18 protein-coding genes and 2 pseudogenes are annotated in these 23,327 nt (G+C 61.7%); 10 read left to right on the top strand and 10 right to left on the bottom strand.

Annotated features, from left to right (window positions below; genetic code table 11):
- The first annotated feature begins 1 nt into the window (after position 1).
- Both ACZZ0Q_RS14450 and ACZZ0Q_RS14445 read left to right on the top strand, forming a co-directional pair.
- Positions 2–1,096 (top strand): WD40/YVTN/BNR-like repeat-containing protein, encoded by a 1,095-nt coding sequence (locus ACZZ0Q_RS14450; protein ID WP_463541820.1) that lies wholly within the window; start codon positions 2–4, stop codon positions 1,094–1,096.
- 16 nt (positions 1,097–1,112) lie between these two features.
- Entirely contained in the window at positions 1,113–3,497 is a 2,385-nt protein-coding gene (locus ACZZ0Q_RS14445; RefSeq protein WP_163016702.1) for an efflux RND transporter permease subunit, read from the top strand.
- A 236-nt stretch (positions 3,498–3,733) separates the two neighbouring features.
- On the opposite strand, the gene ACZZ0Q_RS14440 is transcribed toward ACZZ0Q_RS14445, so the two are convergent.
- The 8 genes from ACZZ0Q_RS14440 to speB form a co-directional block, all read right to left on the bottom strand.
- Positions 3,734–4,459: an MBL fold metallo-hydrolase gene (locus ACZZ0Q_RS14440; RefSeq protein ID WP_463541821.1), complete on the bottom strand. Its 726-nt coding sequence runs from the start codon at positions 4,457–4,459 to the stop codon at positions 3,734–3,736.
- A 151-nt stretch (positions 4,460–4,610) separates the two neighbouring features.
- Positions 4,611–6,212 (bottom strand): 5-guanidino-2-oxopentanoate decarboxylase, encoded by a 1,602-nt coding sequence (locus ACZZ0Q_RS14435; protein ID WP_463541822.1) that lies wholly within the window; start codon positions 6,210–6,212, stop codon positions 4,611–4,613.
- Between the two features lie 37 nt (positions 6,213–6,249).
- Positions 6,250–6,984 carry an amino acid ABC transporter ATP-binding protein gene (locus ACZZ0Q_RS14430; protein WP_463541823.1) on the bottom strand — a complete coding sequence of 245 codons (735 nt, stop codon included), beginning with the start codon at positions 6,982–6,984 and terminating at the stop codon, positions 6,250–6,252.
- Positions 6,985–6,993: 9 nt separating this feature from the next.
- Positions 6,994–7,734, bottom strand: a complete 741-nt coding sequence (locus ACZZ0Q_RS14425; protein WP_463541824.1) for an amino acid ABC transporter permease — start codon at positions 7,732–7,734, stop codon at positions 6,994–6,996.
- Positions 7,735–7,859: 125 nt separating this feature from the next.
- Positions 7,860–8,675, bottom strand: a complete 816-nt coding sequence (locus ACZZ0Q_RS14420; RefSeq protein WP_463560697.1) for a transporter substrate-binding domain-containing protein — start codon at positions 8,673–8,675, stop codon at positions 7,860–7,862.
- A gap of 177 nt (positions 8,676–8,852) precedes the next feature.
- Entirely contained in the window at positions 8,853–10,364 is a 1,512-nt protein-coding gene (locus ACZZ0Q_RS14415; protein ID WP_463541826.1) for a purine-cytosine permease family protein, read from the bottom strand.
- 72 nt (positions 10,365–10,436) lie between these two features.
- Complete coding sequence (locus tag ACZZ0Q_RS14410; protein WP_463541827.1) at positions 10,437–10,835, bottom strand: YybH family protein; 399 nt, start codon at positions 10,833–10,835, stop codon at positions 10,437–10,439.
- Positions 10,832–11,791 (bottom strand): agmatinase, encoded by a 960-nt coding sequence (gene speB / locus ACZZ0Q_RS14405; RefSeq protein WP_122497271.1) that lies wholly within the window; start codon positions 11,789–11,791, stop codon positions 10,832–10,834. The genes ACZZ0Q_RS14410 and speB overlap by 4 nt, the downstream gene beginning before the upstream one ends.
- Positions 11,792–12,349: 558 nt before the next feature.
- On the opposite strand from speB, the gene ACZZ0Q_RS14400 reads away from it, so the two are divergent.
- The 4 genes and pseudogenes from ACZZ0Q_RS14400 to ACZZ0Q_RS14385 all read left to right on the top strand — a co-directional run bounded on the left by ACZZ0Q_RS14400 (position 12,350) and on the right by ACZZ0Q_RS14385 (position 15,594).
- A complete protein-coding gene (locus ACZZ0Q_RS14400) occupies positions 12,350–13,276 on the top strand; it encodes a LysR family transcriptional regulator (protein WP_463541828.1) in 927 nt (308 codons plus the stop codon).
- 50 nt (positions 13,277–13,326) lie between these two features.
- Positions 13,327–13,650, top strand: a pseudogene (locus ACZZ0Q_RS14395) (PAS domain-containing protein); the annotation flags it as partial.
- A gap of 321 nt (positions 13,651–13,971) precedes the next feature.
- Positions 13,972–14,937: pseudogene (locus tag ACZZ0Q_RS14390) on the top strand (methyl-accepting chemotaxis protein); the annotation flags it as partial.
- 66 nt (positions 14,938–15,003) lie between these two features.
- A complete protein-coding gene (locus ACZZ0Q_RS14385) occupies positions 15,004–15,594 on the top strand; it encodes a tRNA-uridine aminocarboxypropyltransferase (protein WP_463541829.1) in 591 nt (196 codons plus the stop codon).
- 89 nt (positions 15,595–15,683) lie between these two features.
- Here the strand turns inward: ACZZ0Q_RS14385 and gap are convergent, their stop codons facing one another.
- A complete protein-coding gene (gap, locus tag ACZZ0Q_RS14380; RefSeq protein ID WP_463541830.1) occupies positions 15,684–16,685 on the bottom strand; it encodes a type I glyceraldehyde-3-phosphate dehydrogenase in 1,002 nt (333 codons plus the stop codon).
- 127 nt (positions 16,686–16,812) lie between these two features.
- Between gap and edd the strand changes: the two genes are divergently transcribed.
- The 4 genes from edd to ACZZ0Q_RS14360 are packed head-to-tail and all read left to right on the top strand — an operon-like array spanning position 16,813 to position 21,850.
- Positions 16,813–18,636 carry a phosphogluconate dehydratase gene (gene edd, locus ACZZ0Q_RS14375; protein WP_122497758.1) on the top strand — a complete coding sequence of 608 codons (1,824 nt, stop codon included), beginning with the start codon at positions 16,813–16,815 and terminating at the stop codon, positions 18,634–18,636.
- Positions 18,633–19,598 (top strand): glucokinase, encoded by a 966-nt coding sequence (locus tag ACZZ0Q_RS14370; protein ID WP_463541831.1) that lies wholly within the window; start codon positions 18,633–18,635, stop codon positions 19,596–19,598. Before edd ends, ACZZ0Q_RS14370 begins: the two co-directional genes overlap by 4 nt.
- Positions 19,599–19,632: 34 nt before the next feature.
- Positions 19,633–20,364: a response regulator transcription factor gene (locus tag ACZZ0Q_RS14365; protein WP_122497762.1), complete on the top strand. Its 732-nt coding sequence runs from the start codon at positions 19,633–19,635 to the stop codon at positions 20,362–20,364.
- Positions 20,354–21,850, top strand: coding sequence for an ATP-binding protein (locus ACZZ0Q_RS14360; protein ID WP_463541832.1), 1,497 nt, complete (start codon positions 20,354–20,356; stop codon positions 21,848–21,850). The genes ACZZ0Q_RS14365 and ACZZ0Q_RS14360 overlap by 11 nt, the downstream gene beginning before the upstream one ends.
- On the opposite strand, the gene mapR is transcribed toward ACZZ0Q_RS14360, so the two are convergent.
- Positions 21,851–23,260, bottom strand: a complete 1,410-nt coding sequence (gene mapR / locus ACZZ0Q_RS14355) for a GntR family transcriptional regulator MpaR (protein WP_463560696.1) — start codon at positions 23,258–23,260, stop codon at positions 21,851–21,853.
- Between the last annotated feature and the right edge of the window lie 67 nt (positions 23,261–23,327).

Genomic DNA, 23,327 nt, shown 5'->3' with positions numbered 1-23,327 from the left:
TATGAGTGAGCCCGTCATGCGGCGCACCCAGTCTGGTGAGGCTAAGAAGTTGCGCACACCAGCGTTCCGCTTCCACTCGCCGCTGGCTAACGTGCTTTCGCTGTGTAGTGTGTTGTCCGTTCTGAGTTTTGTTGCACCCCTCAATGTGCACGCGGCGACCGACGATTCGGCGACCGTCTACTCAATCCCATCCGCCAAAGCTGCAGACTCTCTGTTGCTCGACATCGACAACGCCGGCAAACGCCTGGTCGCTGTGGGTGACCGTGGCCACATTCTGTATTCCGACGATGAAGGCAAAACCTGGGTGCAGGCCAAAGTGCCAACCCGGATGATGCTCACAGCGGTGGCGTTCGGTGACGACAAACACGGTTGGGCGGTTGGTCACGACGCACTGATCCTCGCTACCGAAGACGGTGGCACCACTTGGACCCAACAATTCAGCGACCAGGAACGGGAGGAGGGCGCGCCGTTCCTCGACGTCTGGTTCAAAGATGCTTCCACCGGTTTTGCGGTTGGTGCGTATGGCGCGTTGTTCGCCACTACCGACGGCGGCAAGAACTGGGAAGATGCCGGCGACCGTCTCGATAACCCCGACGGTTACCACATCAATGCCATCACCGAAGTCAAAGGCTCGGGCCTGTTTGCCGTCGGTGAAATGGGCAGCATGTTTAGAAGTGCCGACGACGGCGAAACCTGGGAAACCCTCGAGGGCCCGTATGAAGGTTCGCTGTTTGGTGTGATCGGCACCAATGAGCCCGGCACGCTTCTGGCCTATGGCCTGCGCGGCAACCTGTTCCGCTCCACCGACTTCGGCACCACCTGGACACCTATCAAGGTCAAGTCGCCTCGCGGCAAACTCGACTTCGGTTTGTCCGGCGGAGCGCTGCTTAAAGATGGCTCTGTGGTCATCGTCGGGCACGGCGGCAGCGTACTGAAAAGCACCGATAACGGCCTGACCTTCAGCCTGATCAACCGTCCGGATCGCTTGTCCTTGTCCAGCGTCGCTGCTGATGACAAAGGTGATCTGGTGTTGGTCGGTCAAGGTGGCGTCCATGTCACTTCGCCCACCGGTGAAGACGCTAGCCCAAAACAATAAGCCGTGGCTTTGAGGTATGAGTACGATGAGCAACCATCATCAGGATAAGGGCTCCTTTCTCGAGCGCCTGATCTTCAACAACCGGCCGACAGTGATCCTCATCTGTCTGCTGGTCAGCGTCTTCCTGTGCTACCAAGCCTTGCAAGTGCGCCCGTCCACCAGCTTCGAAAAGATGATTCCGCTGCAGCATCCGTTCATTCAGAAGATGCTCGAGCACCGCAATGATCTGGCCAACCTGGGCAACACCGTGCGTATCTCGGTGGAAGCCAAAGACGGCGACATCTTCAGCAAGGAATACATGGAAACCCTGCGTCAGGTGAACGACGAGGTGTTCTACATTCCAGGCGTCGACCGTTCTGGTCTGAAGTCGCTGTGGAGCCCGAGCGTTCGCTGGACCGAAGTGACGGAAGAAGGCTTCGCCGGCGGCGAAGTGATTCCGCAAACCTACGACGGCTCGCCAGACAGCCTCGACGAGCTGCGCAACAACGTGCTCAAGTCGGGCCAGATCGGCCGCCTGGTGGCGAACAACTTCAAGTCGAGTATCGTCGACGTGCCGTTGCTGGAGTCCTACCCAGACCCGCAAGACCAAGGCACCCTGCTGAAACTCGACTACCGCCAGTTCTCCCACGAACTGGAAGCGAAGATTCGCGACAAGTACGAAGCGCAAAACCCGAATGTGGAAATTCACATCGTCGGTTTCGCCAAGAAAGTCGGTGACCTTATCGACGGTCTGGTGATGGTGGTGGCGTTCTTTGCCATCGCGTTCCTGATCACCCTCGTCTTGCTGATGTGGTTCACCCGCTGCATTCGCAGCACCATCGCCGTGCTGTTCACCACCTTGATTGCCGTGGTGTGGCAACTGGGCCTGATGCACACCGTAGGGTTCGGTCTCGACCCTTATTCGATGCTCGTGCCGTTCCTGATTTTCGCCATCGGTATTTCCCACGGCGTACAGAAAATCAACGGTATCGCCCTGCAATCGAGTGAAGCCGATAGCCCGCTGACCGCTGCGCGCCTGACCTTCCGCCAACTGTTCCTGCCGGGCGCCATCGCGATTCTGGCTGACGCCGTGGGCTTTATCACGCTGCTGATTATCGACATCGGCGTGATCCGCGAACTGGCCATTGGCGCGTCCATTGGTGTGGGCGTGATCGTGTTCACCAACCTGATCCTGCTGCCGGTTGCCATCTCGTATGTCGGCATCAGCAAAAAGGCCATCGAGCGCAGCAAGAAAGACGCCGTGCGCGAACACCCGTTCTGGCGCCTGCTGTCCAACTTCGCTCACCCGGTGGTCGCACCGATTTCGGTGGTCATTGCATTGGCAGCCTTTGGCGGCGGCTTGTGGTACGGCCACGGTTTGAAAATCGGTGACCTTGACCAAGGTGCGCCGGAGCTGCGTCCGGACTCGCGCTACAACCAGGACAACGCCTTCATCATCAACAACTACTCGACCAGTTCGGACGTGTTGGTGGTCATGGTCAAGAGCAAACCTGAAGGCTGCTCGATTCACGAAACCATGCAGCCCATCGATGAGCTGATGTGGACCATGAGCAACACCGAAGGTGTGCAATCGGCCATTTCCCTGGTCACCGTCTCCAAGCAGATGATCAAGGGCATGAACGAGGGCAACCTGAAGTGGGAAACCCTGTCGCGCAACAAAGACGTGCTGAACAACTCCATCGCCCGCGCCGATGGCCTGTTCAACAACGACTGCTCGCTGGCTCCGGTGCTGGTGTTTCTCAACGACCACAAAGCCGAAACCCTCGACCGTGCGGTTAACGCGGTGAAAGCCTTTGCCAAGGAACACGACAACGAGAACCTGCAGTTCCTGCTCGCTGCCGGTAACGCCGGTATCGAAGCGGCGACCAACGAAGTGATCAAGGAAACCGAGTTCACCATTTTGATCCTGGTGTACATCTGCGTGGCCACCATGTGCCTGATCACCTTCCGCTCGTTCGCGGCGACCTTGTGCATCGTGCTGCCGCTGATCCTCACCTCGGTGTTGGGTAACGCGCTGATGACGTTCTTGGGCATCGGTGTAAAGGTCGCGACCTTGCCGGTGATCGCGTTGGGTGTGGGTATTGGTGTCGACTACGGCATCTATATCTACAGCCGACTGGAAAGCTTCCTGCGCGCCGGTATGCCGCTGCAAGAAGCCTATTACCAGACCCTGAAATCCACCGGTAAAGCGGTACTGTTCACCGGTTTGTGCCTAGCCATCGGCGTGTGCACCTGGATTTTCTCGGCCATCAAGTTCCAAGCCGACATGGGCCTGATGCTGACCTTTATGCTGCTGTGGAACATGTTCGGCGCGCTGTGGCTGTTGCCAGCGCTGGCACGCTTCCTCATCAAGCCTGAGAAGCTGGCAGGCAAGAAAGGCGGCTCGCTGCTGGCCCACTAAGGCCTGGGTGAGCAGCAAAAAAACCGCAGCCCAGGCTGCGGTTTTTTTATGCGCAGAAAATCGTTTCCAGGAATCGCGGCTAAAGCCGCTCCTACAGTCCGCCGCGAACCCGTAGGAGCGGCTTTAGCCGCGAGTTTTTGACCTCCAAGCTCTGCTTGTGCCGTCAGAACCACCCATCAACCAGCCAGCGCCGAACCTGTGGGAGCGGCTTTAGCCGCGAGTTTTTGATCTCCCACTCAGCCGTGCACCTTGAACCACTCATCAATCATCCCGCGCAAATGCTCGCCGGAAAAACTGTCGAAATGCCCGCCATGCACCGTGCGCACGGGCAGCCGCCGCAAGCGTTCGAGGCTGGCGGCATAGTCGTCGAGGTTGGAGTGGTAGGTGTCTTCGATCAGCGGGCCGTCGTAGATGATGTCGCCGCTGAACAGCGTTTCGGTGCTGGCTTCCCACAGGCTGATGCCGCCCGGCGAATGACCCGGCGTGTGCAGCACCTGCAACACGCGGTTGCCCAGGTCCAGCACATCGCCATCTTCGACAAACCCGGTCGCCGGCGCCGCTTTCACCTGGTACTCGGCGTAGCACAGCGGGCAGTCCGGGTGCGCTTCAAACATCTCGTCGCCCACGAATGCCGTGCTCAAGGTATTGGCGCCGTCGGGGTGGCCAAGAATGTCTGCCTCGGCCGGGTGCACCAGGCGCTCGCTGAATTCGTGGTGCCCGGCGATATGGTCGAAATGGCAATGACTGGCCACGGCCATCAGCGGCTTTTCCGTCAGCCACGGCAGCTGTTCGCGCAGGCTTACCAGGCCGGAGCCGCTGTCTAGCAGCACGTCTCTGTCGCGACCCTGAATGTGCCAGAGGTTGCAGCGGTAGAACGGGCGGATGTAGGGCTCGTGGATAAGGCTGATGCCGTCGTAGCAGTGGCGGACTTCGAACCATTTGTCGCGGGTGACAATTTTCATGAGGTGGCTCTTTTTTGGGGCGCGCGGTACGGGCGAAGCTTTCGATCCATTCAAGATTCTGGATCCCCGCGTTCGCGAGGATGACGGTGGTCTCGTTAAAAACCTCCGTCATCCTCCCGAACGCGGCGGTCCGACGATTCGGGATCCAGACTTACGGAGCGAACGGGGGCGCCTGGATAATCTCGATCAGCAGTGGCCGATCACTTGGCGCATTGGCCAGCAACGCGGTCAGGTGAGGGAGATCGGTTGCCCGCTCCGCCACACACCCAAACCCCCGGGCAATGGCAATAAAGTCTGGCGTGTAAATATCCACCCCAATCGGCTCAATACCCCGGCGTTCCATGTAGCCCTTGATCTCGCCGTAGCCATAGTTGTTCCACAGCAGAATCACGATGCCAACCTTGGCCTCCACCGCGCTGGCCAGTTCCGGCAGGCTGAATTGCAGCCCGCCATCGCCGATCAGGCAAATGACCGGCGTCTGCGGTTCGGCCAGTTTTGCGCCGATGGCGGCGGGCAGGGCGTAGCCGAGGGTGCCGTAGCCGGTGGAGGAGTTGAACCAGCGGCGCGGTGTGTTTAGGTCGACCAGGTGATTGCCGCTGTACACGGTTTGCGTGGAATCCCCGACAAACCGGGCCTGCGGCAACACGCCGAGCACGGTGGCGAACAGCGCGCGGTAATGCGCCCAGCCGCTAAACCCTTCAGCCAATTGCGCGCGCACGGTGGCGGCACGTTGAGCGCCGGGGCTGCTGGCATCGCCCGTGCGACCCGGCAGCTCGGCCAGCAGGGCGACTATGGCCGCGCGCGCATCGCTTTGAATCGCCAGCGTCGGCGCATGGTTGCGCTGCAATTGCTGGGCGCCGATGTCGATGCGGATCAGCTCGCCAGGCAAGGCAAAGCCGCCGTCGAATACCACGTCGTAATCGGTTTCACCCAGCTCCGTGCCGATGGCCAGAACCACGTCGGCAGCGGCGGCCAATTCGCGCACGGGCACCAGTGACTGGTTGCTACCGATCAGCAGCAAATGCTCAGCGGGCAATAAGCCTTTGGCATTGATGGTGAGCGCGGTCGGCGCATCCAGAACGGTGGCCAGTTGCGACGCAACGTCCGCCGCCTCCAGGCAGCCGCCGCCGAGCAACAGCAGCGGCCGTTTCGCGCCGTGCAGTTTCTCGGCGGCCTGTTTAATCAGCTCGGCAGAAGGCGCGGGTCGGCTTGAGCGTTCGCGCGGCTGAATGGCCAGGTGGGCTGCCGGGGCGGTGATGATGTCTAGCGGCAACTCGATGTGCACCGGGCGCGGGCGTTCGCTGTCGAACACGGCGAAGGCGCGGGCCAGCACCTCGGGCAATTCGTCGACGCTGAGCACGGTATGGCTGAACGCGGTAACGCCAGCGGTCAGCCCGCGCTGGTCGGGCAGTTCGTGCAGGTAGCCATTGCCAGTGCCCAGGCGCGAACGCTCGTTGACGCTGGAAATCACCAGCATCGGAATCGAGTCGCCATAGGCCTGCGCCATGGCGGTGAGAATGTTGGTCATGCCCGGCCCGGTGATGATGAAACACACCCCAGGCTTACCGGTGACCCGCGCGTAACCGTCGGCCATAAAGCCCGCGCCTTGTTCGTGGCGCGGCGTGATGTGGCGCAGCGCCGTGGCCGGCAAGCCGCGGTACAGCTCCACCGTGTGCACGCCGGGAATACCGAACACGGTGTCCACGCCCCAGGCGTCCAGTTGCTTCAGCAGAAATTCACCGCAGGTGCTCATCGGGCAGTCCTTAGAGGCGAGGAGGGCAGCAGGGCCGTCAATGGCTGATCTGCGACAGAAAGGCTTGCAGGCGCGGGTGCTTGGGCTGCTCGAAGAATTCGGTCGGCGCGCCGGTTTCGACGATTTGCCCGGCGTCCATAAACACCACACGGTCGGCGACCTTGCGGGCAAAACCCATCTCGTGGGTCACGCACAGCATGGTCATGCCTTCAAGCGCCAGCTCGGTCATCACGTCCAACACCTCGCCGACCATTTCCGGGTCGAGCGCCGAAGTGGGCTCGTCGAACAGCATCACCTTCGGGTTCATGCACAGCGCCCGGGCAATGGCCACGCGTTGCTGTTGGCCGCCGGACAGTTGGCCGGGCTTCTTCTGCGCCTGGCTGCCGATGTGCACGCGGTTGAGGTAACGCAGCGCTTGTTCCTCGGCCTGGGCGCGCGCAATGCCGCGCACTTTCATCGGCGCCAGGGTGCAGTTTTCCAGCACGGTCAGATGGGGGAACAGGTTGAAGTTCTGAAACACCATGCCCACTTCGCGGCGCACATTGGCGCTGCCTTGTTTGCTGGCCACGTCCTGGTTTTCCACGGTGATGGTGCCGGTGTCGTGGGGCGAAAGGCGGTTGATGCAGCGAATCAGCGTCGACTTGCCCGAGCCTGATGGCCCGCAAATCACAATTTTCTCGCCCTGGCGCACGGACAGGTTGATGCTCTGCAACACCTGAAAATCGTCGTAGCGCTTGCCGACGTTCTCGAGCCGAATGATCTCGGTGGTCATCACAATTCCTCAGATGCGGCGCATACGCGCAAGGGTGCGTTGCACCAGGCCGACGTTCTTCGCGGCGGGGCTGACCTGATCCCACGACAAGTGCCGCTCCAGGCGGCCTTGCAGCCAGGTCAGGGTGTAAACCATGACCAGGTAGTACACCAACGCCACCGCGTAGTACTCGGAAAACTGGAACGTGGTGGACACGGTTTGCGAGGTCACGGCCATCAGCTCTTGCAGGGAAATCACCGAGGCCAGCGAGGTGATTTTCAGCAACGTGATGAACTCGTTCGCCGTCGGCGGAATGGCGATACGCGCCGCTTGCGGCAGCGTGACGTAGCGGAAAATCTGCCAGCCCGACAAGCCCAGCGCATGGCCAGCGGCGTGCTGGCCTTTGTCCAGCGCCTTCAAGGCGGCGCGGTTGATTTCGGCCTGGTAGGCCATTTCATTCAGGCTTAGGGCAATCCAGGCGGCGAAAAACGGGGTGAACCAGGTTTCGCGAAAAATCGGGAAAAACTGCGGCAGCGCGTTCCACACGAACAGCAACTGCAACAGCGTCGGCGCCCCGCGAAACACACTGAGTACACCGCGCAGCAACATACGCAGCGGATTGGGCGGGCCGTCCAGCGCCAGTGCGGCGGGAATGGACAGGGCGATGCCGACCGAATGGGCGAGCAGGGCAAGCAGCAAGGTGATGCACGCGCCCTTGAAGAAGGGGTAGGAAAACAGCGCGTCCCAGAAGACGGCGACGTCGAATTGCATGGGGGTATCCCCTTTCAGGCGGTGAGAAGCTGCGCTTCGTTAACGGATCGGCGCACGTGTTTACTACCAAACTCAATCAGCCCCTCTCCCGCAAGCGGGAGAGGGGGGCCAAATGGCGCTGGGCGTTACTCCCCCGCACCTTCCACATTCACCGGATCGAGCTTCCACTTCTCGCTGAGCGCCTTCAGCGTGCCGTCGTCTTTCAGCGACTTGATCGCCGCCGCCACGGCTTTGGTGTTGGCTTCGTCTTTCACCAGATACGCGCCGAAAACATCCTTCTCGGGGAAGGTATAGAGCGTTTTGAATTGCCCCGGCGTTTGCAGTTCGCGGTATGCCAGTTCGGTGTCTTGCGACAAGCCGGCGCTCGCGCGGCCGACCAGCACTTGCTGGGCCACGTCGCTGCCCTTGGGGTAGGTCTGAATCGTGGCGGCCGGTTTGCCGGCGGCTTTGAGTTCAGTGTTGAGCTTTTCCATGATCGCCACGTAACGCGTGCCCGATTGCACGGCCACCACTTTGCCGGAGAGGTCTTCCAGCTTGCTCAGGGTGAGGTCGCCCTTGCCACTGCCAAACACGATGGTGGCGCTGGCCAGATACGGCACGGCATTGAGCTTTTGCGTGCGCTCAGGCGTGATCAATGCACCGCTGATGACCACGTCGCAGCGTTTGGATTCCAGGCCCGGCAGCAGGCCGGTGAACTCGGTGACGATAAAGCGCGCCGGCACGCCCCAGGTTTTCGCCATGGCGCGGATCAGGTCGGCATCGAAGCCGCTTGGCTCGCGGTCGCCGGTTTTCTCAAAGAACTCCAGCGGCGGGAAGGTGGGGTCGGAGCAAACATTGAAGCTGCCGCCGCTGACAAACGAAGGTTTGCTGTCGGCGGCGTGCAGCGTGGCGCTCAGGGCAGCGGCCAGCAGGCCGAGAAGGGCAATGGAACGAGTGCGCATGGGTGACTCCTTAAAAGGCTAAGTGCATCTGTTATTGGCAGTTCAAGAATCAGGCCAGCGAGGACCTGTAGAGCCGTTTGTTGTTATGCAAAAGCGTTTGGAGCGGGTAGAGCATCGACCAGCCTCTCCCACAACGACCGAGCTTTTTGTGGGAGAGGCTTTAGCCTCGATTGGGCGTTACGCGATTTCCGCGTTGCCTTTCATTTCAGCTTTCTTGGGCAGCGGCATCCAACGCGGCCCTTGTGGCCCATACACCTCGGCCGGTTCCGGGAACAGAACCAGCAGCACCAGATACAGCACCGCCGCCAAGCCCAGCGTCACCGGCAAACTCACGTCGATGCCGTTGGCCAGATTGCCCAGCGGCCCGACGAATTGCCCCGGCAGGTTGACGAAGCACAAACCGATCAACGCGCTCGGCACCCAGGCGCCCATGCCGCGCCAGTTCCAGCCGTGGGTGAACCAATAGCTGCCACCTTTTTGCCCACGAGTGAACACTTGCAGGTCATCGGCGTGGTAAACGCCCCGGCGAATCACCAGGCCGAGAATCATGATCACCATCCATGGCGTGGTGCAGGTAATGATCAGCACCGCGAAGGTCGACACGCTTTGCACCAGGTTCGCGGCGAAGCGGCCGATGAAGATAAACGCGATCGACAACACGCCAATCAGCAGCGTCGCCTTGACCCGCGACAGCACACGCGGGAACACGCTCGACATATCCAGGCCGGTGCCATACAGCGACGTGGTGCCGGTGGACATACCGCCAATCACCGCAATCAGGCACACCGGCAGGAAGAACCAGGTGGGACATACCGCCAGCAAGCCACCGACATAGTTATTGGCGGTGATGTACTCCGGCGCTTTCACCGCAACGATGGTCGCGGTCGCCAGGCCAAACAGGAATGGAATCAGGGTAGCCAGCTGAGCGAAAACCACCGCCAGCATGATGCGGCCTTTGGAGGTGTGCTTAGGAATGTAGCGCGCCCAGTCGCCGAGGAAGGCGCCGAAGGAAATCGGGTTACTCATGGCCACCAACGCCGCGCCGATAAAGGCCGCCCAGAAGCCTTCGGTGCCCAGGTTTACGCTGCCGGCATAGGCGCTGTCGAAGGTGCTGGCGAAGGCAAAGATGCCCAGCAAAAACAACACGCTGGCGCTCCATACCGCCACCTTGTTCACCCACAGCAAAAAGCGGAAGCCGTAAATGCAGACGGTGAGAACGAGCAGGGCGAACAGGCCGTAGGCCAGGCCCAGGGTCAGGTCGGTTTCCGGTAGGCCGATCAGGCGTTTTGCGCCGCCGATCAACGCATCGCCCGAGCTCCAGACCGACAGCGAAAAGAACGCGATGGCGGTCAGCAGCGACAGGAACGAGCCGACAATTCGCCCGTGCACGCCAAAGTGCGCGCCCGACGATACGGCGTTGTTGGTGCCGTTCAATGCGCCAAATAAACCCATGGGCGCGAGAATCACCGAGCCCACCAGCACGCCCAGCAAAATTGCCCACACGCCGGCCTGAAATGACAGGCCAAACAGCACAGGGAAACTGCCGAGCACGGCGGTGGCGAAGGTGTTGGCGCCGCCGAAAATCATACGGAACAGGTCCAGCGGTTTGGCGCTGCGTTCGCTGTCCGGGATCTGTTCGACGCCGAAGGTTTCGATGGTTGTCAGTGTTTTTGGGTTGTTGTTATTCATTTTTTCTCCCCGCAAAGACGCGCTAAGCGTCTGCGCCCGGCTTCTATTTTTATGGTTTTGCGTGGTTACGCGTTACTGCGGTACAGCCGACAAATGCTCATGGCAGGCCAACCAGCGGCCCGCTTCTACCTCACGAAAAACGATGGTCTCGCGCTCGTAACTGGTGCTTTCGCTGCCGGCTACGCGTACTTGCGTGCGCACCTCGTGGATGAAAATCGCCACGTCGCCCTGCACGCTGACGAAGGGTTTGCTCGAGGTGCATTCCAGCACCTCGAAGCCATCCGCCAGCCATTCGGCCCATACGGCTTCGTACGCTGCGCGACTCAGCAACGGCGTGGGCCAGGTGTGGAAGACGAAACTGGCGTCTTCGCTGAACGCGGCGAAGTAGGCGGCGGTGTCGGTGCGGGCGAAGGCGGCTACAAGCCGTTCGGCGGCGTTGAGCACTTGCTGTTCTTTAAGGGCGTTGGTCATTTGTGGCTAACCCCCGGCAGAACGCAGAGCATTTCGTACAGCAGGTTGGCGCCCAGCAGCGAGGTGTTGCCGGTGGTGTCGTAGGGTGGCGACACTTCAACTACGTCACAACCAATCAGGTCCAGCCCTTGGCAGCCGCGGATGATCTCGATGGCTTGAATAGTGGTCAAGCCGCCGATTTCCGGAGTGCCGGTGCCAGGCGCCCAGGCCGGGTCGATGCCGTCGATATCAAAACTCAGGTACACCGGGCCGCCACCGACTTTCTCGCGCACTTCGGCCATCAGCGGGGTCAGCGACTTGTGCCAGCACTCTTCGGCCTGCACCACACGGAAGCCCTGTTTGCGGCTCCAGTTGAAGTCTTCAGCGGTGTAACCCTGTGCGCGCAAACCGATCTGCACCACACGGTCGCAGTCCAGCAGGCCTTCTTCCACGGCGCGGCGGAAGGTGGTGCCGTGGGCGATTTTCTCGCCAAACATATGGTCGTTCACATCGGCGTGGGCATCGATGTGCACCAGGCCAACCTTGCCGTACTTCTTGGTCAGCGCCCGCAGAATCGGCAGGGTGATGGTGTGATCGCCACCGAGCGTCAGCGGCAGAATGCCGTGGCCGATAATTTTGTCGTACGAGGCTTCGATGATGCGCACGGCATCGAGCAGGTTGAAGGTATTGATCGCCACGTCGCCGATGTCAGCCACGTTCAACGAATCGAACGGCGCGGCGCCGGTGGCCATGTTGTAGGGGCGAATCATCACGGATTCGGCGCGAATTTCACGGGGGCCGAAGCGGGTGCCGGAGCGAAGGGAGGTGCCGATGTCCAGCGGTACGCCAACGAAGGCGGCGTCCAGGGCATTGAGTTCGGCGTCGGTTTGGATATGCGGCAAGCGCATCATGGTGGCGATGCCGCCGAAACGCGGCATTTCGTTACCGCCCAGGGGTTGATGAAGCGTCTTTTCCACGGGGTGGCCTCACGATCTTATGTTTTTAATAGTGGGCGGATTCTGCGCAAGGCGTAGGCGGGAGAAAAATCCGGTGTAGGCAAATACTTAGTTCAGAGATTTCTAAACTAAGTTGGGGTGGGTAGACTGGGTCAGCCCCGACGTACATCTTGCCCCCTCGCCCCTCTGGGGAGAGGGTTGGGGTGAGGGGTAGCGGCAGACATCGGTGTTGGCCCCGGCCCTCTCCCCCAGCCCCTCTCCCGCAAGCGGGCGAGGGGAGACAAGCTTCGCGAGCAAAGCTCGCGTGATTAACCCCCTCGCCCCTCTGGGGAGAGGGCTGGGGTGAGGGGAGGCGGGCAGACACCGATGTTTGCCCTGGCCCTCTCCCCCGGCCCCTCTCCCGCAAGCGGGAGAGGGGAGACATGCTTCGCGAGCAAGCTCGCGTGATTAGCCCCCTCGCCCCTCCGGGGAGAGGGCTGGGGAGAGGGGGTAGCAGCAGACACCGATGTTTGCCCTGGCCCTCACCCCCAGCCCCTCTCCCGCAAGCGGGAGAGCGGTGAACAGCCTCTGGAGTTTGTTTTGAGCCAAGTCCTCCCCGATCTAAAACTGCTGCGCATCTTCGTCAGCGTCGTCCGCCATCAGGGTTTCGCGGCCGCGCAGCAGGAGCTCAATCTCTCCACCTCGGCCATCAGCACCTACATGAGCCAGCTCGAAGGCCAGTTGGGCCTGAGCCTGTGCCATCGCGGGCGCGGTGGGTTCAGTCTGACCAGCAAGGGCGAGCTGTTCTTCCAGGAAACCCTGCGCCTGCTCGGCGAGATGGAAGGCTTCGAACGCTACGCCGCCGCGCTCAAGGGCGAGCTGCGGGGCACGCTCAATTTGGGGGTGATCGACTCCACTGTTAGCGACCGCGCCTTACCGTTCGCCGAGGTCATCGGCACTTACAGCGAAGAACACCCGGCCGTGCATTTGCACTTGTCGGTGCTCAGCCCTTACGAGCTTCAGCTCGGCGTGCTGGAAAACCGCCTCGACCTGGCCATCGGTTCGTTCTCCACGCGCATGAACGGCTTGCTCTATCAGGCCCTTTACCGCGAGCAGCACTGGTTGTATTGCAGCGACCGTCATCCGCTGTTCGGCGAGCGGCGCATTCCGCCAGAGTTGATCACTCAGCAGCGCATGGTCGGGCGCAGTTATTGGAGCCAGGCGGAGCTGGCGCGCCACGGTTTCAAGCACAGCGCGGCGACGGTGGAAAGTATGGAGGCGCAGTTGATTCTGGTGCTGTCGGGCGCCTACATCGGCTACCTGCCCGAGCACTATGCGCAAGCGTGGGTCGACCAGAAACGTCTGCGTCCGCTGCTGCCCACCACCTTTGGGTACCAGGCGCCGTTTTCCCTGACCTACCGCCGTGGGCGTTCGCGCGAGCCGCTGTTGCAAACGTTCCGCGATTTGCTCAAAACCCAGCTAAGCCAGCCGCGCCCAGCCGCTGCGCTACCCGCCGCTGCGCTATAAGTCCCGCCGTTACTGGCTTCTAGCCATCGCTGTGCTACACCTAATCCCTTATGGGCATAGGGGTTTATGTGCTCGTCACCACAAGGATGAACGCGATGCGCCAGAACCTGCCTGTTACTCAGCGCGAAAGAACCTTTTCCGAGCATGAGCGCCTTATTTCCACGACGGATTTGCACAGCAAAATTACCTACTGCAACGACGCGTTCGTTGAGCTCAGTGGGTTCAGTCGAGAGGAATTGATCGGCCAACCCCACAACCTGGTTCGTCATCCCGACATGCCGCCGGCCGTATTCGGTCATATGTGGGACGTGCTCAAGCAGGGCAAGCCATGGATGGGCCTGGTCAAGAACCGCTCCAAAAACGGTGACTTCTATTGGGTCAGCGCCTACGTCACGCCGGTGTATGACAACGGCCAGATCGCCGGCTATGAATCGGTGCGCTCGTTGCCCACCCGTGAGCAAGTGGCGCGCGCCGACAAACTCTATGCGCGCCTGCGTGCCGGCAAGAGCCCGGTGCCCGCCATGGCCTACTGGACGCAGGACATCGTGCATTCGTGGCCGGTGATTCTCGCCGCGTTGGTCATTCTCGGCGGCGACCTGTGGCTCAACGGCTGGGCAGAAACGGCGTTGTCCATGGCAGTCATGGTGGTGCTGGCGTTCTGGCTGGTGCTGAGCAAGCGCCAGGAGGTGCGCCACACCCTGGCAGACCATCCGAAGGCATTCACCAGCGAATTGGTGGCCTTGACCTATTCCGACAACCCCGGCCCGCAAGGGCTGCTCGACCTGGCGATGATCAGCGAAGAGGCGAGGCTGCAAACGGCACTCACGCGCCTGGAAGATGCGGGTAACAGCGTAAAAGTGCGCGCGGCGGAGTCGTCAAAGTTGTCGAACTCCAATGCCGAACTCATCGAGCAGCAACGCAACGAAACCGATCAATCCGCCACCGCCATCAACCAGATGGCCGCCACCATTCAGGAAGTGGCGCAAAACGTCGCCAGCACCGCCCATGCTGCGCAAGAGGCGGATCAGCTGGCCCAGCAAGGGCGCGGGTTGGCCAATGACAGTTTGGGTGCGATGAAACACATGGCCGACGCCGTCACCGAAATCGGCCAGGCGGTGAAAGACCTCGCTGACTCGACTCAATCGATTGGCAGTGTCGCCGACGTGATCACCTCCATTGCCGAGCAAACCAACTTGCTGGCCCTGAACGCTGCAATCGAAGCGGCGCGGGCCGGGGAGCAGGGGCGCGGTTTTGCCGTGGTGGCAGACGAGGTGCGTTCGTTGGCCTCGCGCACGCGAGAATCCACCGAGCAGATTCACGCCATCATTGCCTCGCTGCGCAGCGGCGCCGACCGTGCGGTAACCACGGCCAGCAAAGGCGAAGAGATTTCCCGCGAGAGCGTGCACAGCGTGGAAGCGGTGCGCCAGGCGCTGGATGGCATCAGTCAGGCGGTCACGCGCATCACCGGCATGAGCCAGCAGATGGCCACGGCCTCCGAGCAGCAAAGCCATGTGGCCGAAGACATCAGCCAGCAAATCACGCGCATTGCGCAATTGTCCGACCGCAGCGCCGGGCAGGCGCAGGAAGGCGTGGTGATCAGCCAGGACCTCGAACACATGGCCGATTACCTGCACAGCCTGGCCGAGCGCTTTAACAAATAATCAGTGGGCAGCCCGATGGCAGTGGCTGCCATCGGGTGGCAGACTTCGCGCTCCAGAGGAGTGCCCATGTCCCGCCCGTTATGCCCGCGCTGCCAGCGTCCGCTTAGCTATTGCCTGTGCGCGCTGATTCCCAGCCTCAACAGCCGCACCCGCGTGCTGATTTTGCAGCACCCCAGCGAAGTCAAACACGCCCTCAACACGGCGCGCCTGGCCGCCCTCGGTCTGAACAATGCCGAGCTGTGCGTGGGCGAGCGGTTTGATGAATTGGAAACACTGCTTAACCCGCCGGGTTGTCGCAGCGTGCTGTTATTTCCGGGCGAGGGCGCGACGGTGCTCGAAACCCAGGGTGGCATTGAGCTGCCGTTGCAACTGGTGGTGCCGGATGGCACCTGGCGCAAGGCGAGCAAATTGCTGCACGTGAATCCAGAGTTAGCGACGTTGCCGAGGGTGTGTTTGCCGGCGGGCGGCGAGTCGCGTTATCGGCTGCGCAAGGCGCCGAAGGAAGGGGCGTTGTCGACCATTGAAGCCATTGTGCAGGCGCTGGAGCTTATTGAAGCGCCGCAACGGTTCGGTGAATTGCTCAAGCCGTTCGAGGCGTTGATTGAGGGGCAGATTGCGGCGATGGGAGAAGAGACCTTTCAGCGCAATCATCTATAAAGCATCGCGGCTATTGGCAATGCCGCCAGCCGCTCCCAAAAACAGCACAACCTCTGTAGGAGCGGCTTCAGCCGCGATGCGCTTGCGCTTCAAGGCGCATCCCGCAAGGCCAGCGCGTTATCGAGCATCCGATTGGAAAAGCCCCACTCGTTGTCATACCAGGCCAGCACCTTGAGCAGCTTGCCGTTGGTTTTGGTGTGGTTGGCATCGAAGATTGACGACAGCGGGTTGTGGTTGAAGTCGTGCGACACCAGCGGCAGCGTGTTGTAACCGAGAATAGGCAATTGCTTGCTGGCTTCCAGCATCAGCGCATTGACAGTTTCCGCGCTCGTCGGCTGTTTCAGTTCTACCGTTAAATCCACCAACGACACGTTAATCACCGGCACCCGCACGGCCATGCCAGTGAGCTTGCCCGCCAGTTCCGGCAGTACCAGCCCGACCGCTTCGGCGGCGCCGGTTTTGGTTGGAATCATCGACTGGGTGGCCGAGCGCGCGCGGTAGGGGTCGCTGTGGTAGACGTCCGACAGGTTCTGGTCGTTGGTATAGGCGTGAATCGTGGTCATCAGGCCGTTTTCAATGCCCAACTCGCGGTGCAGCACTTGCGCAATCGGCGCCAGGCAATTGGTGGTGCACGAGGCGCTGGAAATGATCTGGTGCGACTGGCGCAAGGTGTCGTGGTTGACGCCGTAAACGATGGTGGCATCGGCGCCTTTGGCTGGGGCCGAGATAATCACCTTGGCAGCGCCTGCCGTCAGGTGCGCGGCCGCTTTGTCGCGGTCGGTGAACAGGCCTGTGCATTCAAAGACGATGTCGATCTGTTGCTCGCGCCATGGCAGTTCGGCGGGGTTGCGGATGGCGGTCACGGCAATGCGGTCGCCGTTCACCAGCAGTGCGTCGGCTTGTGCCTCAACAGTGCCGTCGAAAATGCCATGCACGCTGTCGTACTTGAACAGGTGGGCGTTGATGGCGCTGTCGCCGAGGTCGTTAATCGCGACTACCTGCAGCTGTTGGCGGTAGTCCTGGGTGTACAGGGCGCGCAGAATGTTGCGGCCGATACGGCCGAAGCCGTTGATTGCGATACGCAGTGTCATGGAATCACCGAATCTTGTCTTTTGTTGTTGGAATTACAAGATTATGCTCGGTAATATATAAATCAAGCCATTTTTACCGACTATATTTTGTTTTATATAAAATTTATGCCTGTTTGGAGCCGATGATATGCATCCTCGTGTCGTAGAAGTTACCGAGCGTTTGATTGCCCGCAGCCGCGCCACGCGTGAGCATTATTTGAAGATGATTCGCGCCGCTGCCGAAGACGGTCCGGCGCGGGCCAAGCACCAATGCGCCAACTTCGCCCACGGCGTGGCGGGGTGTACCGGCGAGGACAAACAGCGCCTGCGCCTGATGGATTCCGCCAACGTGGCGATCATCTCCGCCTACAACGACATGCTGTCGGCCCACCAGCCTTACGAGCACTTCCCCGACCAGATCAAACAGGCGCTGCGCGATATCGGCTCCGTCGGCCAATTCGCCGGTGGCGTGCCGGCCATGTGTGACGGCGTGACCCAAGGCGAGCCGGGCATGGAAATTGGTATCGCCAGTCGCGAAACCATCGCCATGTCCACCGCCGTGGCGCTGTCTCACAATATGTTCGACGCCGCCTTGTGCCTGGGTATCTGCGACAAAATCGTGCCGGGCTTGATGATGGGCGCGCTGCGCTTTGGCCACTTGCCGATTATTTTCGTGCCGGGCGGGCCGATGACCACCGGCTCGTCGAACAAGGAAAAAGCCGAAGTTCGCCAGCGCTACGCCGAAGGCAAAGCCACCCGCGACGAGCTGCTGGAATCGGAAATGAAGGCCTACCACGGCCCCGGCACCTGCACCTTTTATGGCACCGCCAACACCAACCAGCTGCTGATGGAAGTAATGGGCCTGCACCTGCCCGGCGCCTCGTTCGTTAACCCGTACACGCCGCTGCGCGATGCGCTGACCCGCGAAGCGGCGCAGCAGGTCACGCGTCTTACCAGCCAGGCCGGCAACCGCCTGATGATGGGTGAGATGGTCGATGAAAAAGTGCTGGTCAACTCCATCGTTGCGTTGCACGCCACGGGCGGCTCCAGCAACCACACCTTGCACATGCCCGCCATCGCTCGCGCGGCCGGCATCTTGCTGACCTGGCAAGACATGGCCGACCTCTCCGAAGTGGTGCCGACCATGGCCCACGTCTACCCGAACGGCAAATCTGACATCAACCACTTCCAGGCCGCTGGCGGCATGGCGTTCCTTATCCGCGAGCTGCTCGACGGCGGCTTGCTGCATGAAGACGTGCAAACCGTGGTCGGCCATGGCCTGCGCCGCTACACCCAGGAACCGTTCCTGCAAGACGGCAAACTGGTGTGGCGCGACGGCCCGACCCAAAGCCTCGACGAAAGCATTCTGCGTCCGCTCGCCAACCCGTACTCGCCCGAAGGCGGCTTGCGCGTGATGGAAGGCAACCTCGGCCGTGGCGTGATGAAAGTGTCGGCCGTGGCGCTGGAACACCAGATCGTCGAAGCGCCGGCGCGGGTGTTTCACGATCAGCAAGAGCTGGCCGACGCCTTCCAGGCCGGCGAGTTGGAGCGTGATTTCGTCGCCGTGATGCGCTTCCAGGGGCCGCGCAGCAACGGCATGCCCGAGCTGCACAAAATGACGCCTTACCTGGGCGTGTTGCAGGACCGCGGCTTCAAAGTGGCGCTGGTCACCGATGGCCGGATGTCGGGCGCCTCGGGTAAGATCCCGGCCGCCATTCACGTGTGCCCGGAAGCCTTCGACGGTGGTCCGCTGGCCCGCGTGCGTGACGGCGATATCGTTCGCGTTGACGGCACCAAAGGCGAATTGCGCGTGTTGGTAAACGAAGCGGAACTGGCGCAGCGGGAAAATGCCCAAGGGCTGCCGGTCGCCTTCGGTACCGGCCGTGAATTGTTTGCCTTTATGCGCGCCGCGTTCAGCACTGCCGAACAAGGCGCCAGTGCCTTTACTACCAGTTTGGAAGGATTGAAATGAAGTTAGCCCTGGTCGGCGATATCGGCGGCACCAATGCACGCTTTGCGTTGTGGCGCGATAACCAGCTGGAGTCTGTGCGGGTTCTGGCCACGGCCGATTTTCCCGGCGTCGAGCAAGCCATCATCGCCTACCTCGACGGCCTGGGCCTGGCGCCCGGCGCTGTGCACGCGGTGTGCCTGGCCTGCGCCGGGCCGGTGAGCGGCGATGTGTTTGTGTTCACCAACAACCACTGGCGCCTGAGCCGTTCGGCGTTCTGCCGCGACTTGCAAGTGGACGACCTGCTGCTGATTAACGATTTTTCCGCCATGGCCCTGGGCATGACGCGCCTGGAAGACCATGAGCGCGTGCAAGTGTGCCCCGGCACTGCCGAAGCCGATCGCCCGGCCGTGGTAGTCGGTCCCGGTACCGGTTTGGGGGTTGGCACCCTGATTGGTTCGGCGACTGAAGGCTGGCAAGCCTTGCCGGGTGAGGGCGGCCATGTCGACCTGCCGATTGGCTCGCCTCGTGAGGCGCAGCTGTGGCAGGAGCTGTATCGCCTGAATGGCCATATTCGCGCCGAAGACGTGTTGAGCGGCGGCGGTTTGCTGCTGTTGTACCGCGCCCTGTGCGCCCTCGACGGCCATGAACAAACCCTGCAATCGCCAGCCGACATCACCGCCGCCGCACTGGCCGGTGACGAGGTGGCGGGCCAGGTGATCGACCAGTTTTGCTCGTGGCTTGGCCGCGTTGCCGGCAACAACGTGCTGAGCCTTGGTGGGCGTGGTGGTGTGTACATCGTCGGTGGCATCGTGCCGCGTTTCACCGAGCTATTCTTGCGCAGCGGTTTCGCGCGCTGCTTCGCCGAGAAAGGCCCGATGAGCAAATACATGGTCGATGTGCCGGTGTGGCTGGTCACCGCCGAGTACCCCGGTTTGATGGGCGCGGGTGTCGCCCTGCAGCAACTGTTGGAACGCCAGCAATAAACGTCTAGAACAAAAACCAGAAAAGGACGGCCCCTTGAGCCAGACCGGAAAATCCATTCTGTTAGTGGATGACGATCAGGAAATTCGCGAACTGCTGGAAGCCTACCTGAGCCGCGCCGGCTTTCAGGTACGCACCGTCGCCGACGGCGCCGGCTTTCGCGCGGCGCTGGGGGAGGAGAGCGCCGACCTGCTGATTCTCGATGTCATGCTGCCCGACGAAGACGGCTTCAGCCTGTGCCGCTGGGTGCGCCAACACCCGCGCCTGGCCCAGGTGCCGATCATCATGCTGACTGCCAGCTCCGACGAAGCCGACCGCGTGATTGGCCTGGAATTGGGCGCGGACGACTACCTCGGCAAACCCTTCAGCCCCCGCGAACTGCAAGCGCGCATCAAAGCCCTGTTGCGCCGCGCCCAGTTCGGCCAGGAACGCAGCCGCGTCGAGGTGCTGGCCTTTGATGAATGGCGCCTGGACATGATCAGCCATCGCCTGTTTCACCTCGACGGCGAAGAAGTGTTTCTCTCCGGCGCCGACTTCGCCTTGCTCAAGCTGTTCCTCGACCATCCGCAACAAATTCTCGACCGCGACACCATAGGCAACGCCACCCGTGGCCGCGAGCCGATGCCGCTCGATCGCATCGTCGACATGGCCGTCAGCCGCTTGCGCCAACGCCTGCGCGACACCGGCAAAGCGCCGCGCCTGATCCGCACCGTACGCGGTTCCGGCTACCTGCTGGCGGCCAACGTGACGCCGCACAATGCTGCCTAACCCGGCGCCGACGCCGCCGAAAGCCTGGTATCAACGCTGGTTCGGATGGGTGCCGGTGCCGCGCTCCTTGCTCGGGCGCATGTTGCTGCTGACCTTGCTGGCGGTGTTGATGGCGCAAAGCTTGTCGAGCGTGATCTGGCTGTCGCAACTGCGCGCCACGCAGCTTGAAGGCCTGGTGACCAGCGCCCGCAGCCTGGCGCATTCGATGTCCGCCAGCGTCAGTTACTTGCGTTCGCTGCCGCTGGCCTACCGGCCGCTGGTGCTGGATCAGTTGCGCAGCATGGGCGGCACCCGTTTTGTGGTAACCCTCAACGACAAGCCGCTGGACATGCGCGTGCTGCCGCCAACGCCGCGCAAAACGGCGGTGCTGGAATCGGTGCACGACGTGCTGCGCGAAGCGATGGGCAGCGATCCCGACATTCTGGTGACCTTCGTCAGCCCGGACGATTTACGCATCTTCAACGGCGGCCTGAAACTCGACGAACTGCCGCGCTCCTGGGCGCATTACGCGCTGACCCTGGAACCGGTGAAACCGCCGGTGCTGGTCACGCAAATTCAGATGGCGCCGGGCGAGTGGCTGTACATCGCCTCGTTGCTGCCCGAGCCCTACACCAGCCTGGAAGAAGAAGGCCTGCCGGCGCAGCAGGTGTGGTTCATTTTTCTCACCAGCAGCTTTTTGCTGCTGTTTATCGGCGTGCTGGTGCACTGGCAAAGCCGACCGCTTAAACGCTTGGCCCGAGCCGCGCGCGACATGTCGTTGGGCGCCGCTGAAGTGCGCCCGGTGGCGGAGGGCGGGGGCAGTGAAGTAGTGGAAGTGGGCCGCGCCTTTAACGCCATGCGCGAACGCATCAGCCGGTACCTGATCGAGCGCAGCCAACTGTTCAGCGCCATTTCCCACGACCTGCGCACGCCCATCACACGCTTGCGCCTGCGTGTGGAATTGCTCGAAGACGAAAAGGTGCAAGCCAAATTCGGCCGCGACCTGGACGACCTGGAAATGTTGGTCAAAGGCGCGCTGCAATGCGTGAAAGACACCGACATCCACGAAAACATCGAGCCGGTCGACCTCAACCTCGCCCTCGACTGCCTGATCGAACCGTACCTGCCGCCCCAAGGCAACGGCCGCGTCAGCCTGCATGGCCGGGCCATGGCCGCCTACGCCGGCAAGCCGCTGGCGCTGCGCCGCTGCATGGGCAACCTGATCGACAACGCCCTCAAATACGGCAACAAAGCGCACCTGCACATTGAAGACAACGACAGCGCGTTCATTCTGCACGTCGATGACGAAGGCCCCGGCGTGCCGGAACAGCGCCTGGAGCAAGTATTCGAGCCGCACTTTCGCCTGTCTGGTAAGCAGCAGGGCTACGGGTTGGGATTGGGCATCGCGCGCAACATCGCCCACAGTCACGGCGGCGAAGTGACCCTGCAAAACCTGCGCGAAGGCGGCTTGCGCGTGACCTTGTACCTGCCCCGTTTCGCCGACTAATCAGAACTCAGCGACGATCTGCCCGAGCATTTCCATGGCCCGCTCGCTGGCCTCGTCCCAGGTGTGGCCGTGATTCAGGCGCGCGCAATTGCCGAAGCTGCGCGTGGCTGAAAAGATCGGCCCCGGCGCCAGGCTGATGCCCTGCGCCAATGCCAGTTGGAACAGCTGCAACGAGTCCACCGCCTGGGGAAATTCGAACCACAGAAAATAGCCGCCGCTGGGCCGCGTCACCCGCGTTTCGGCCGGAAAGTGGCGAGCAGCGGAGGCGAGCATGGCGCTCTGCTGCATCTCCAGGGTGTGCCGCAGCTTGCGCAGGTGTCGGTCGTAGCCGCCGTGTTGCAGGTAATCGGCAATCGCCGCTTGCGCCGGCACGGAAGGGGAAATGGTGGTCATCAGTTTTAGCCGGCTGATCTTCTCCGCATAACGCCCACCAGCGACCCAGCCGACCCGATAACCCGGCGCCAGGCTTTTCGAAAACGAGCCGCAGTGCATCACCAGCCCGTCGCGGTCGAAACTCTTCACCGGCTTGGGCGGTTGGGTGCCGTAATACAGCTCGGCGTACACATCGTCCTCAATCAGCGGCACCTGATGCTGGTGCAGCAGCTCATACAGCGCGCGCTTTTTCTCATCGCTCATGCTCGCGCCGAGCGGGTTCTGCAAACTGCTCATAAACCAGCACGCCTTGATCGGCAGCTGCGCGAGGCTGTCGGCCAGGGTTTGCAGATCAATGCCCTCGCGCGGGTGCACCGGAATTTCCACCGCCTTGAGCTTCAAGCGTTCGAGCACTTGCAACGTCGCATAAAACGCGGGCGCCTCGATGGCCACCAGGTCGCCCGGTTGGGTAACGGTTTGCAAACACAGATTCAACGCCTCCATGGCGCCGTTGGTAATGACCAATTCCTCCAGCCGCAGCATCACGCCGGCCACGCGATAACGCAGGGCAATTTGCCGACGCAGATCGGGGTTGCCCGAGGTCATGTCAGCGATTACCGCATGGGGCGACAGCGCGCGCAGGCTCTGCGCCATCGAACGCGCCAGGCGCGCGAGGGGAAACAGATCCGGGCTGGGAAACGCCGAACCGAAGGGCACGGTGTTGGGGTCTTTCAGGGAACCGAGCACGGAGAACACTAACTCGCTGACATCCACCTCCGTGGTATGCGCCGCACGGGGACTGATCTGCGCCTCGGGCAGGGGGCGTTTGGCGTGTTCACGCACGAAGTAACCGGAACGGGCGCGCGCCTGAATCAGGCCGCGATCTTCGAGCAGGTAATAGGCCTGAAACACCGTGGAAGGACTGACGCCATACGTGCGGCTGGCGTGACGCACCGACGGCACTTTTTCACCGGCGGCAAGCACGCCGGAGCGGATTAGTTCGGCGATTTCATCGGCGAATTTTTCGTAGCGTTTCATCGAGTCCTGCGCGGGCATGGGCGGGAGGGCAGGAGGGGACTTTACGGGAAGGGGTGGGGGCATGGCG

This window comes from Pseudomonas sp. AC070 (assembly GCF_979258635.1).
This window is presented reverse-complemented; position numbering and strand designations above follow the sequence as displayed.

Coding starts and splice junctions, on each gene's coding strand:
- ACZZ0Q_RS14450 (WP_463541820.1), top strand. CDS start 2: ATGAGTGAGCCCGTCATGCGGCGCACCCAGTCTGGTGAGGCTAAGAAG.
- ACZZ0Q_RS14445 (WP_163016702.1), top strand. CDS start 1,113: ATGAGTACGATGAGCAACCATCATCAGGATAAGGGCTCCTTTCTCGAG.
- ACZZ0Q_RS14440 (WP_463541821.1), bottom strand. CDS start 4,459: ATGAAAATTGTCACCCGCGACAAATGGTTCGAAGTCCGCCACTGCTAC.
- ACZZ0Q_RS14435 (WP_463541822.1), bottom strand. CDS start 6,212: ATGAGCACCTGCGGTGAATTTCTGCTGAAGCAACTGGACGCCTGGGGC.
- ACZZ0Q_RS14430 (WP_463541823.1), bottom strand. CDS start 6,984: ATGACCACCGAGATCATTCGGCTCGAGAACGTCGGCAAGCGCTACGAC.
- ACZZ0Q_RS14425 (WP_463541824.1), bottom strand. CDS start 7,734: ATGCAATTCGACGTCGCCGTCTTCTGGGACGCGCTGTTTTCCTACCCC.
- ACZZ0Q_RS14420 (WP_463560697.1), bottom strand. CDS start 8,675: ATGCGCACTCGTTCCATTGCCCTTCTCGGCCTGCTGGCCGCTGCCCTG.
- ACZZ0Q_RS14415 (WP_463541826.1), bottom strand. CDS start 10,364: ATGAATAACAACAACCCAAAAACACTGACAACCATCGAAACCTTCGGC.
- ACZZ0Q_RS14410 (WP_463541827.1), bottom strand. CDS start 10,835: ATGACCAACGCCCTTAAAGAACAGCAAGTGCTCAACGCCGCCGAACGG.
- ACZZ0Q_RS14385 (WP_463541829.1), top strand. CDS start 15,004: ATGTCCCGCCCGTTATGCCCGCGCTGCCAGCGTCCGCTTAGCTATTGC.
- gap (WP_463541830.1), bottom strand. CDS start 16,685: ATGACACTGCGTATCGCAATCAACGGCTTCGGCCGTATCGGCCGCAAC.
- edd (WP_122497758.1), top strand. CDS start 16,813: ATGCATCCTCGTGTCGTAGAAGTTACCGAGCGTTTGATTGCCCGCAGC.
- ACZZ0Q_RS14370 (WP_463541831.1), top strand. CDS start 18,633: ATGAAGTTAGCCCTGGTCGGCGATATCGGCGGCACCAATGCACGCTTT.
- ACZZ0Q_RS14360 (WP_463541832.1), top strand. CDS start 20,354: ATGCTGCCTAACCCGGCGCCGACGCCGCCGAAAGCCTGGTATCAACGC.
- mapR (WP_463560696.1), bottom strand. CDS start 23,260: ATGAAACGCTACGAAAAATTCGCCGATGAAATCGCCGAACTAATCCGC.